10 protein-coding genes and 1 pseudogene are annotated in these 12,348 nt (G+C 30.5%); 5 read left to right on the top strand and 6 right to left on the bottom strand.

Annotated features, from left to right (window positions below; translation table 11 throughout):
• From ACQY1Q_RS16550 to trkA, 4 genes and pseudogenes are all read right to left on the bottom strand, one after another.
• A pseudogene (locus tag ACQY1Q_RS16550) lies at nucleotides 1–1,220 on the bottom strand (hypothetical protein); the annotation flags it as partial.
• Between the two features lie 76 nt (nucleotides 1,221–1,296).
• A complete protein-coding gene (locus tag ACQY1Q_RS16545; protein WP_431006444.1) occupies nucleotides 1,297–1,887 on the bottom strand; it encodes a phage tail protein in 591 nt (196 codons plus the stop codon).
• Between the two features lie 280 nt (nucleotides 1,888–2,167).
• Nucleotides 2,168–3,667: a TrkH family potassium uptake protein gene (locus tag ACQY1Q_RS16540; protein ID WP_431006443.1), complete on the bottom strand. Its 1,500-nt coding sequence runs from the start codon at nucleotides 3,665–3,667 to the stop codon at nucleotides 2,168–2,170.
• Nucleotides 3,667–5,013, bottom strand: a complete 1,347-nt coding sequence (gene trkA, locus ACQY1Q_RS16535) for a Trk system potassium transporter TrkA (protein ID WP_431006442.1) — start codon at nucleotides 5,011–5,013, stop codon at nucleotides 3,667–3,669. Before trkA ends, ACQY1Q_RS16540 begins: the two co-directional genes overlap by 1 nt.
• Nucleotides 5,014–5,110: 97 nt before the next feature.
• On the opposite strand from trkA, the gene radC reads away from it, so the two are divergent.
• From radC to ACQY1Q_RS16520, 3 genes are read left to right on the top strand one after another with little or no spacing between them, the layout of a single operon-like run.
• Complete coding sequence (gene radC, locus ACQY1Q_RS16530) at nucleotides 5,111–5,797, top strand: RadC family protein (protein ID WP_431006441.1); 687 nt, start codon at nucleotides 5,111–5,113, stop codon at nucleotides 5,795–5,797.
• 26 nt (nucleotides 5,798–5,823) lie between these two features.
• Complete coding sequence (locus ACQY1Q_RS16525; protein WP_431006440.1) at nucleotides 5,824–7,131, top strand: polysaccharide deacetylase family protein; 1,308 nt, start codon at nucleotides 5,824–5,826, stop codon at nucleotides 7,129–7,131.
• Complete coding sequence (locus ACQY1Q_RS16520; protein ID WP_431006439.1) at nucleotides 7,128–8,033, top strand: hypothetical protein; 906 nt, start codon at nucleotides 7,128–7,130, stop codon at nucleotides 8,031–8,033. Before ACQY1Q_RS16525 ends, ACQY1Q_RS16520 begins: the two co-directional genes overlap by 4 nt.
• A gap of 73 nt (nucleotides 8,034–8,106) precedes the next feature.
• Here the strand turns inward: ACQY1Q_RS16520 and ACQY1Q_RS16515 are convergent, their stop codons facing one another.
• Nucleotides 8,107–9,372 (bottom strand): polysaccharide biosynthesis C-terminal domain-containing protein, encoded by a 1,266-nt coding sequence (locus ACQY1Q_RS16515; protein ID WP_431006438.1) that lies wholly within the window; start codon nucleotides 9,370–9,372, stop codon nucleotides 8,107–8,109.
• Nucleotides 9,369–10,496, bottom strand: coding sequence for a glycosyltransferase (locus ACQY1Q_RS16510; protein ID WP_431006437.1), 1,128 nt, complete (start codon nucleotides 10,494–10,496; stop codon nucleotides 9,369–9,371). The genes ACQY1Q_RS16515 and ACQY1Q_RS16510 overlap by 4 nt, the downstream gene beginning before the upstream one ends.
• A 63-nt stretch (nucleotides 10,497–10,559) precedes the next feature.
• Here ACQY1Q_RS16510 and ACQY1Q_RS16505 point away from each other — a divergent pair, with 63 nt between their 5' ends.
• Nucleotides 10,560–11,240 carry a YjjG family noncanonical pyrimidine nucleotidase gene (locus tag ACQY1Q_RS16505; protein WP_431006436.1) on the top strand — a complete coding sequence of 227 codons (681 nt, stop codon included), beginning with the start codon at nucleotides 10,560–10,562 and terminating at the stop codon, nucleotides 11,238–11,240.
• Nucleotides 11,241–11,298: 58 nt separating this feature from the next.
• Nucleotides 11,299–12,018 (top strand): hypothetical protein, encoded by a 720-nt coding sequence (locus ACQY1Q_RS16500; RefSeq protein WP_431006435.1) that lies wholly within the window; start codon nucleotides 11,299–11,301, stop codon nucleotides 12,016–12,018.
• Nucleotides 12,019–12,348: the final 330 nt, after the last annotated feature.

Genomic DNA, 12,348 nt, shown 5'->3' with positions numbered 1-12,348 from the left:
GTAACAGAGGTAGTTGAAGAGTTAGGACAAGTACCAGCTGTTGTATAGGTTACAGTATAGGTGTTAGGTGTTGAAGCCGATACATCTATCTGTCCTGTAGAAGCATTAATGCTTAGTCCCGCAGTAGAACTAAAAGTTCCTCCTGTAAGTCCTGTGATAGTAGGTGATGGGTCAGAAGCATTTACACAATACGAAGAAGCTCCGTAGCTAAAAGAAGCATCATCTAAAGCATTAATAGTAACAGAGGTAGTTGAAGAGTTAGGACAAGTACCAGCTGTTGTATAGGTTACAGTATAGGTATTAGGTGTTGAAGCTGATACATCTATCTGTCCTGTAGAAGCATTAATGCTTAGTCCCGCAGTAGAACTAAAAGTTCCTCCTGTAAGTCCTGTGATAGTAGGTGATGGGTCAGAAGCATTTTGACAGTAGGCAGAAGAGCCGTAGTTAAAAGATGCATTATCAAGGTTATTTACAGTCACAGTCACAGTACCACAACTTCCTGGTGTAACACAACCTCCTTCACCTCTTACATAGTAAGTTGTAGTTGAAGTTGGACTTACATTAAAAGAACCTGTAGCAGTAGTTCCTATTTGAGATCCTCCGCATGAACCGGTATAAATATGCCAATTAGTAGCATCATTTAAATTACCAGATATGTTTAGTGTAGTACTGCTACCGGTACAAATGGTAGAATTGGTAGTAGTAACTGTAGGCACATCTGGATCTGTACATGCTGGTGGTAAGATTATATTATCTATACCAAAGAAAGGATTAGTGCTTCCACTAGTATTTGTAATAGTAAATGACGTTACACCAACCCAGTTAAGATTTACAGTTGTTCCAGTATTACCGGGTATACTTGATTGTATGGCTGAGTTACTGCCCCCTGTTGGTGTAAAAGCCCAAATAGCAGAAGTAGAATCTGCAGTAAAAGCATATACACTTGTAATATTAACACTTGCATTAAATGTTACAGTCATACTAGTAGCACTTGATGAAGAAGTATAAATTACGTTACCGGAAGTACCTTCAAAACCTCCTGCGTTTGTTATTATAGTACTTGAGTCAGAGGTTGTTACAGAGGCTGTTATACCGCTTACAGTTTGTGTAATAGTACCCGAACCACTTGAAGATTCCCAATCAAATACGGTTTGAGCATTTAATTGAAGACTACATAAAAAAATAACAATTGTATTCCATAAAAAAGTAGTTTTTTTCATAATTGCTAGATTGATTTAGTTAAGTATTAATAATAAAAATAAATACTCCCACTATAGTGGGAGTATTTATTTAGTTTTAATTTCTAGAAGGATATATTCCTACCATAGCAATAATATAATTTATGGCTAAATAGGGTTGCATGTTATTATGAGCTAGATTACCTCCACTATTTAGAATATTAAGTCCGGCATTTGCACTTATAGTTTGACCGTTGACAACATTGTTTGGAGGTCCAAAGTTCTTAGTTTTTTTAGAAACTAATCCATCTGGATAATTACCTACAGATGGAACGTCTCCTACAGCAGGGGTTTCGTTAACTCCATTATCAGTACTAAGTAATATGTGTTGGTCACGGCTTGGATCATTTTGTGTTGAATGATTGTGAGAAGGCATTTCGGTAATATTTAACGTATGTGTTTGTTCCCCTCCTCTTTGTCCTAAACGGTAATCCGTTAATCCAGGTCCTTGTCTCGGTCCAATTGGGGCTCTACCTCGCAAATCCGGCAACCCAAAGGTAGTTCTTCCATCTCCCCCGTAGGTAGTTCCTAAAATGGAAAATAGAGCATTGTATTGTGAAATTGGTAGTAATTGTCCGTCACAAAAAGCCCAACCTCTTGGAGCAAAGTTTCCGGCGAAAATCATGATTTGACCTAATATTGGATCCATAATAATAAAATTTAGTAGTTAATGTTTCGTTTTGGTTATTAGTGATTTATATCCTTTGTGAATATAAAGAAATGTTTTTAAATATAAAAATGGATGATTGTTTGTATTCTATGTATTTATTTTCCCATACCAAATTTAATTATATTATGGAATAGGTTTTATAGAAACAATCGTAAGTGTATTTTATTTGGGTATAGAAGTATTTGAAAGAGGAATATGTGCGAAGAAACAAACCTGAAATTAAGTTTAAAAATATAATTTTATGTAATATTTTAAGAAGTTAGTTTTTTCTCCAAAAAAATGGCGTTAATAAAATTAATACGGTAAATAATTCTAAACGGCCAATAAGCATTAAGAAAGAACAAAACCATTTTGCTCCAATTGATAAATGGGCAAAATTATCAACAGGGCTTACACTTCCAATAGCAGGCCCAATATTACCTAATGATGAGGCACAAGCGCCTAAAGCAGATTTAATATCTAAACCTAATAAAGCTAAAACTACAGTTCCAACAATAAAGATTAGCATATATAAAATAAAAAAGGAAAGTATGTTAAAAACAATGGCTTGACTTACAGCTTTACCATCATACCTTACCGGAATAATAGCATTAGGGTGTAATGATTTTTTAAACTCTAAAAAACTGTTTTTAAGCATTACAATATGTCTAACAACCTTAACACCTCCTGAAGTTGAACCGGCAGATCCACCTACAAAAAAAAGAGCAAAGAAAATAGCCGTAGCAAAAAAGTTCCACATGGTAAAATCGGCAGAAACAAAACCGGTAGTTGTTACTACTGAAATAACAGAGAATAGTGAATGCCTAAGAGCACTTTCTGTTTTCCCAAAAATCATTGGATGTTCTATAGAGGTTTTTAAACTAGGGTCTTGAAAGAAAATAATAGTGAAAGCAATCAATAAAGATATACCTACTATACTAAAAAAATAATATTTAAACTCTTCACTATTAATAACCTTAGACAGTTTACCTTTTAGGGCATAATACGTTAAAACAAAGTTTGTACCAGCCACAAACATAAAAAATATGATAATGTATTGTACCCAAGGCATATGATTCCAATGAGCAATACTGGCGTTTTTTGTTGAAAACCCTCCGGTACTAACCGTTGCCATAGCATGATTAATTGCATCAAACCATGTCATTCCGGCAATTTTTAACAATAAAAATTCAACAAATGTTAGCAACACATAAATTAACCATAAACGTTTAGCCGTATCTGTAATTCTTGGATGTAATTTATCTGCAGAAGGCCCCGGAGCTTCTGCCATGAATAACTGCATTCCTCCAATACCTAATAAAGGTAATATGGCAATGGTTAAAACAATAATTCCCATGCCACCAATCCAGTGTGTAGCACTACGCCAAAACAAAATTCCTTTGGGCATAGATTCAATATCTGTTAATATTGATGAACCTGTGGTTGAATAACCGGAAATGGTTTCAAAAAAGGCATCAGCAACAGAAGGGATAGTTCCAGATAGTAAATAAGGTAACATTCCTGTAAAAGAAAGCGTTAACCAACCTAACGTTACAATTAAGTATCCTTCTTTTTTTTGAATATTTTTTGATATAGGTTTATTAAAAAAGTACAATAATAAACCTATGGCAATAGTAATAATACCGGCATTTAAAATACCTAAAACGGCTTTTTCTTTATAGTATAAACTAAAAGGAACGGCCATCCACATAAATAAACCATTCAAAACAGCCGTTATACCTAAAAAGCGGTAAATAATTTTTAGATTGAGATTTTCCATTAGTTGAATAAATCTTCTACAATTGATATGGCTTCGGGTAAACAAAAAACAATGGCTTTGTCTCCGCTTTGTAGTTGAAAGTCTCCGAAAGACATTAAGGCTTTACCGTCTCTAATTACTCCACCAATAATAGCTTCTCTTGGAAAACGTAATTCCTTTATTACTTTTCTGGTAACTTTTGCGTTTGGTTGTACTTCAAACTCAAAAACTTCGGCATCAACATTATGAAGGTTAGCTAATGCTAAAATTTCTCCCTTTCGAATATGACGGAAAATGTTACTTGCAGCAATTAATTTTTTATTAATAAGAGTATCTATTCCAATGGTTTGAGAAATATTAATATAATCCATATTTTCAACCAAAGCTACTGTTTTTTTTACTCCTTTTGATTTGGCCACTAAACAAGACATGATATTCGTTTCAGAATCACCTGTTACAGCCACAAAAGCGTCCATTTCTCTTATGTTTTCTTCTTCTAAAAGCTCTAAATCTCTACCATCCCCATAAATAACTAAAGTATTACGTAATTCTTCAGCTAATTGTAAAGCTCTGTCTTTATCTTTTTCTATTAACTTAACTCTAAAGTTGTCTTTGCATAGTTTTCGGGCTGTTTTTCTACCCACTCTACTACCTCCGAGAATCATTACATTTTTAATGTTTATGTACTCTTTTCCAATAATAGGGTATAGCTTATCAATACTATAGCTTGGTACAGAAAAATAAACCTGATCATTTAATTTATAGGTTGAATCTCCTCTGGGAATGATTGTTTGAGCAATTCCTTCTCTTTTTATAGCAATGGTAATAAAATCAACTAAACAAAATTTATCTTTAGCTTCTTTTACCGTTAAATCTAAAATAGGTGATTTATAGCCAAGGGTAGTTCCCATGACATTAAAAACGCCGTTTTCAAAAGCTACCGTATCATTAAAAGATGATTGATTTAATAATAATTTGATTTCTTTAGCCGCTAATTCTTCAGGAGAAATCATAAAATCAACACCAAATTTTTGAAAATCAACAATTTCATTGCTTAAAAACTCAGGATTACTTATTCTGGCAATTGTTTTTTTAACGCCTAAAGCCTTGCCAATAACAGAAATGGTAAAGTTTGTATTTTGGCTTTCAGTTACAGCCAATAATAAATCAGCAGAACCAATCCCTACTTCTTTTAATAATTTTATAGAGGTAGCATCTCCTTTTTTAGTAATAACATCTAAGTGGTTATTAATATAATTGAGTTTGTCTCCGTCAAAATCTATAACATACGTATCCTGTGATTCGTAAGATAACAACTTAGCCAAATGAAAGCCGACATCTCCAGCTCCGGCTATAATAATCTTCATACTGTAAAATAAAAAAAGATAGCCCACAAAGATACTGTGCTTGTTTGGGTTGTGCAAAAAATGATTTATATTTATCTCGAAAAATAAAAATTGTATTGTGAAAAAGTTATCCATAAAATCGTGGGCTGAAGATGACAGACCCAGAGAAAAGTTGTTATTGAAAGGAAAAAGTGTTTTATCAGATGCTGAGTTAATAGCCATCTTAATTAGTTCAGGTAATAGAGAGGAAAGTGCAGTTGACTTATCTAAAAGAATTTTACAAACGGTAGATAATAACCTTAATAAATTGTCTAAATTATCTGTAGAAGAGTTAATGCAGTTTAAAGGAATAGGCGAGGTCAAAGCAATTACTATTGTAACAGCATTGGAGTTTGGAAAAAGAAGGCAATTTGAAGATAGATTAACACTTCCGAAAATAACAAGTTCACTGGAAGTTATAAAAATTATGCAACCCCTTATTGGCGATTTAGGGCATGAAGAGTTTTGGGTTTTATATTTGAATAATTCCAATAAAGTATTAGCCAAACACCAAATAAGTAAAGGAGGGTTAACAGCTACGTTAGTAGATGTTCGTTTAGTTTTTAAAAGAGCTATAGAACTTTCTTCTGTAGGTATAATTTTATGTCATAATCACCCTTCCGGTAAATTAAAACCAAGTTTAGCAGATATTGAGTTGACAAAGAAAATTAAACAAGCCGCAATTACACTTGATTTAAAATTACTGGATCATTTAATAATAACCGAAAAAACGTATTTTAGCTTTGCAGATGAAGGAATTTTATAAATTCCGAACCAGACAAAATAGAAAAAATGCTTTTAATATATACGCACAAATTAACTCCTAGGGTTAGATACATATTTAAACATATAATAACACGTGTTTTAAAAGTACCTATAGATTTTACTACTAAAGTAGAGGAGTTTGTGGCTCATAGCGGACCTAAACTTTCATATACTAAAGTAGCTTTAGGAAAAGAGTTTTTTATTAAAAGCCATGATTTGCTGTTTCAACAAGGAATTAGAGATGTAGAAATTACAGTTCAGTCATGGAAGAATGTTCCATGTTTCTTTTACCAAGGAGAAAAATCAGACATTCCTTTTGATATATTTTCAGCAAGCTTTTACTTAATTACTCGGTATGAAGAGTATTTACCTCATATAAAAGATACTTATGGAAGGTACAAGGCTACAGAAAGTATTGCGTTTAAACATGATTTTTTAGAAAAGCCTATTATTGACATTTGGGCATATCTGTTTTTAGAAGAACTTAAAGAACGCTATCCGGATTTTGGGTATAAGAAAAGAGAGTATAAATACATTTCAACAATTGATGTTGACAATGCTTATGCCTATAAACATAAAAGTTTTGTTAGAACAGTGGGAGGATTTTTAAAAGATACATACCACTTGAAAATTTTAAATTTGTGGGATCGGTTTGCTGTTCGATTTAATCTTAAGAAAGATCCGTTTGATACATTTCAAAAAATTATAAATCTAAAAAAAGAACACGATATTCGTACAATTTTCTTTTTCTTGATAGGAGATTATACAACATATGACACCAATGTTTCTGCATCAAAAGCAAAATTTAAATTGCTAATAAAAGACATGGTTGATTATGCCAGAGTAGGTTTACATCCTTCTTATTATACGATGAATGATACAGTAATGCTAAAAAAAGAAAAAGAACGATTAGAAGCAATTACTAATTTGCCTATCAAAAGATCTCGTCAGCATTATTTACGATTTTCATTACCCGATACCTATCAAAAATTAATTGATTTAGAAATAGACGAAGATTATTCTATGGGCTATGCAAGTCATGCAGGTTTTAGGGCAGGAACCTGTACACCATTTTATTTTTATGATATAGATTTTGAAATACAAACACCGTTAAAAGTTTTTCCTTTTGCGGTGATGGATACTACTTTAAATGATTATATGAAGTTAACTCCCAAACAAGCTTTAGGTAAAATCAGAGATTTAAAAAACGAAGTAAAAAATGTAAACGGGGTTTTTATTACATTGTTTCATAATGAAAGTTTAAGTGGTTATCAACGTTGGAGAGGATGGAGTAGGTTGTATGGTTCTATGTTAAAAATAGTAAAACATCAATGATATCGTACGTAACCAGAAATCGTCTAGAGGTAGATAAATATAATGAATGTATAGCCACTTCAATTCAAACTAATGTTTTCGGATTTTCATGGTATTTAGATATCGTATGTGATAATTGGGGAGTTTTAGTATATAATAATTACGACGCTGTAATGCCTTTACCATGGCGAAAAAAAATGCTGATAACCTATATTTATCCTCCTTTATGGCTTATACAGTTAGGGATTTATTCTAAGGAAGTAGAAGATGAAAATGAGTTTTTAATCGAACTTTTCAGTAAATTTAAGTTTGTTGAATTAAGAATGAATGCTAAAAATTCATTTAGTATGTTCCATAAATTTCAAAAAGAAAAGCAGCTACAGATTTTATCTCTAAATCAAGAATACGACGCCATAAAAAACAACTACAATAGAAACAGGAAAAGAGAATTACAAAAAGCTGAAAAATTAGACCTTGTTGAAAATTGGAATGATTATCCTGAAATCTTAATCCATCTTTTTAAAGATAATGTAGGAAAAAGAGTTAGAAAGATTGAGGAAAAGGATTATGAAAATTTGCGTAGACTTATGGAGGTCTGTATTGAGAAAAAAATAGGTGAATTACTTACCGTATATGATAAAAATAATAAGTTGGTTTCCGGAGCCTTTTTCTTAAAATATCAAAAAAGAGTAACAGAGTTAGTTTGCTCATCAGATTTTAATAATCGTAATAACGGAGCTAATACTTTTATGAATGACAGGGCTATTTATAAATACTGTAATCATTTTGAAACTTTTGATTTTGGAGGTTCTTCTATGAAAAATATTGCAGATTATTATAGAAGTTTTGGAGCTGTTGATGAAAATTATATACAGTTACATTATAATAATTTACCTAAGCTACTTCAATTAATTAAGCGTTAATTATAGTTCAAGAAGTAAGTATTGAACACTCTTGAACGTATCTCAAAATTTATAATAATATATTTTTAAAATTCTAAACTGTACTTGTAGGTAGTTGAGGTTTATAATAGTAAAAAAAAGCAATACAAGAAGACAAACCCGTAAACCAAAGGAGGCTGGCAGAGGTAATAGCAGCTCCTTTAATTCCTAAAGAAGGAATTAAATAATAATTGCTAACACAGTTAATAAGAATAGCAAAACCGGTTATATAATAATTTACTTTGATTTTTCCGATAGAAGAAAGGAGATTACCAAAAAGACCTCTGAAAATAAGAACACCACAAACTCCAATATTTAAAATAACAAAACTATCTGTGTAAGAAGTAAATGAAGAATCAAAGAGGTTGAGCGTATATTCTTTAAAAATAAAAAAGAACGAAACAAAACTTATGCTGAGTATAGTAAACAAAAGCATATAACTTTTAATATAATTATAAATATATGTTTTATGGGTGATTCTTTCTGTAAAAGCAACAAAATCAGTTGTTATAAATACTCTGGGTAAAAACAAAATGCTAAAAGGAATTAAAGAAATATACCTATACACAGTAACCTTTTCGGAATCTTCTAAAAGATAACCAATTAAAAGAATGTCAATGGCAAAAAGTAGCATTGAAGCAACATTAGAAAGTCCTCCGAAAAAACCATATTTCCAAAATTCAATATCAATAAAAGAAGGTTTTTTAAGTTTGGGAGTGTTAATAATTGAATGTCTGAAAATAAAAACGACAAATATTGGAGTCGTAATAAAAGCAATGATATACCCAATTTCTTTTAATACATAGCTAAGCAATGATACTAAAACTATAAGTAAACAATGGTAGATAATTTCAATAAAAGCCAGTTGTTTATTCTGATGAAATAAGCGAGCCTTAATTTTAATCACTTCAACTAAAAAAGAAGGAACAAAAATGAAAGAAAATATACTTAAGTAAATCCCGGTATTACTTATTTTAAAAGGAAATATAAAGCCCACTAATCCTACAATTAATGATAAAAAGAAAGAGGTTAAAATCCCTTTTTTTAATACATAATAAAGTAAGGCTTCTTTTTCATTTGTATGATGAGTAATCGCTCCGTAACGGATATAACTTTGATGCAATCCAAAACCAATAAAAGGCATTAAAAAAGTAATAATATTCCATGCATATAAAACTTCACCTAAACTTTTATTAGTTAAAAGTTGCAAGGCTATCCAAGAAGTTATAAAAGATAAAACTCTTGAAGCAATAGTAGCAGTAAAAACATAGCCTCCCGATCGATTCAAAAAACCGGTTATGTAATTTTTTAATAAAGTCATGATAATGCCTTTTTATATAAAGAATCAAAAAGAGTAGCAATGCTTAATTTGCTAAAATAATGTTGAGCAAACTTGTGCATTTCTTGTGAGTTACTCGTAGGAGCATTATAAATTTTGAGAAGACTACTTACCAATTGTTTTTCATTATCAGGTTCAATTAAAAAACCAAAATCATCAGGGAAATATTCTGAAATACCACCAACATAAGTGCTTATTACAGGAGTTCCGCAAGCAAAACTTTCTAAAATAACACAGGGTAAGTTTTCATAATTACTAAATAAAACAAAAACATGAGCACGTTGCATATAGCTAACAATTTCTTGATGCGGAAGATGTTTAAGAAAAAGAATGTTATGATCAATGTTTAATTTTTTAGCAAGCGGTTTGTAATTGTTTGAGTTTTCACCAATTAAAATTAATTGGAAATCAGAGGTGTGTTTTGATAATTCAACCATAGTTTTTATGATGCCTGACACATTTTTATGATTATCCAACATATTAGAAACATGAAGAATTGTAAACACCTTATTTTTTTCAGAGGAAGGAAGAAATAAATCTGTATCTACTACATTGGGTACTTTTTGGTAATTTCCTGTAAGACCTAATGCAACCATAGCTTCTTTTAAATTATCTGAAACCGGACAAATAAATGCAGCATTTTTAACAATGATTTTGGAAAAAAACAGTTCCGGTTTGTGTATGTTGTTAGCTTGAGGAAAATGATATCCGGTCCAATGCTCAGAAATAATATAAGGAATTTTACAGAACCATTTTAAGTACAAAGCCAAAAGACCAAAAGGAAACAGCTTGTTAAGATGAACAAGATTAACCTTTCCAGTTTTTTTTAGTAGTATAAAGAATGCTTTTAAAAAACGATATCCTTTTATTAATGGGGTCTTAGAAGGTTTTATATAGGCAATATAAGTGTGTACATTATTAATGTCTGAATAAAAAAACTCAAATGTTTCTTTTACGGTTACATCAGAGATTATGTGTAATACAGAAACATGATGTTTTAAAGCAGCAGCTTCAGCATGACGTTGAATAAAATCACCATTGTTAGGTAAAACTCTTGAAGGATACCAGCCACACAAAAAAAGAATATGTAGTTTTTTTTCAGCCAAAATTTAATGTGAAATTTATGCTAAAATAGTTTTTTAAATCATAAATCCCTTTAAATTTGAGGCATGACTCATATAAAACATCTTTTTTTTGATTTAGACCATACGCTATGGGACTTTGAAAAGAATTCAGAATTAACTTTTAAGCAAATATTCCAAGAACAAAATATAACCATTCATTTTTCTGATTTTGTTGAAGTATATTCACCTATTAACCTAACTTATTGGAGGTTGTATAGAGATGATAAAATATCTAAAGAAAAACTACGCTATAGTAGATTAAGAGAAACATTTGACATATTGAATTATACAATATCAGATGATTTAATAAATAAAATTGCGATTGATTATATTGATTATTTACCAAACTATAATAATCTACTAACTGGAGCCATAGAAACTTTAGAATACCTAAAGAACTTGTATAAATTGCATATTATAACAAATGGTTTTGAAGAAGTACAACAACAAAAGTTAGAAAAATCAGGAATAGCAAAGTACTTTAACGTAGTAGTAACCTCAGAATGTGTTGGCGTAAAAAAACCGAATCCGAAAGTTTTTGAACATGCATTATTACGGGCACAAGCATTACCTGAAGAGTCAATTATGATAGGAGATAGTTATGAAGCTGATGTGATGGGAGCTATACAAAGTGGTATGAAAGCTATTTATTTTACGAATGAAAAAAGTGATAATTCAGAAGTTATTGTCATTAATTCATTAGTGGATTTAAAACAATATTTATAATTAGATTGTAGATTTTACGTTACTCTGAAAAATGATACTTAATTAAATTTATACATAAATGAAAAAAATAAGCTTACTATTATTGTTGTTATCAACAATTACTTATGCGCAAAAAAATGTTAATGCTTACAAATATGTTATCATTCCTAATAAGTTTGACTTTGTAAAACATGCAGATCAATATCAAACTAGTTCTTTGACTAAATTTTTATTTAAAAAATACGGATTTGATGCTTATTTAGATAATGAACAGTTACCAGATGATTTAGCGAAAAATAGGTGTTTGGCATTAACGGGAGATGTAAAAGATGAATCAGGAATGTTTACAGCAAAGAGTGTTGTTGAACTAAGAGATTGTCATAATACCGTAGTTTATAAATCACAAGTAGGGAAGAGTAAACTAAAAGAGTATCAAAAAGCATATCATGAATCTATTAGAGAGGCTTTTAAGTCTATTCAGCAATTAAAATATAAATATCAACCTAAAGATATAACAGAAAAGTCAAATGATGTAGAGCTAATAGTAGAGGAGAAAAAAGATGTAAAAAATGAAAGTATAAAAAGTAATACAATTTTATATGCTCAGGCTATTCCTAACGGATTTCAGTTAGTTAATACTAAGCCTGAAAAAGTATATGAAATTCTAAAAACCGGAATTAAAGATGTTTTTATATTAAAAAATAAGAAAGGTATTGTATATAAAAGAAATACGGAATGGGTTGTAGAGTATTACGAAGGAGAACAAAAAGAAGTACATACTTACGATATTAAGTTTTAGTAGAAAACTAATAGTTTCTAAGTTTGAAATGAGAGACTTTATAGTTTGATTATACACAGTAAGAATAAAGCATTCCTATAACAACCAATTCTATTATAACCTTTTTAATTTAAATGGTTATAATAGTTTTTTATTCAATAAAAAACAAGCTATAAATACGTTTAGTATAGGTGGCTTTCTATTTTAAATTATATACTATTCAACATCAATATTTTGTGTTTTTTACACGTTTACGTACAGCTTTATACAAAATTGCGTACAAACATGCAAATTTTGCAAAAAATATACAAAAAAGTAAGTCAGTGACTTACCAAAAGTAAGTCGTTGACT

Source organism: Tenacibaculum sp. TC6 (genome assembly GCF_050606265.1).
In the GTDB taxonomy this organism is placed as follows: Bacteria; Bacteroidota; Bacteroidia; order Flavobacteriales; family Flavobacteriaceae; genus Polaribacter.
This window is presented reverse-complemented; position numbering and strand designations above follow the sequence as displayed.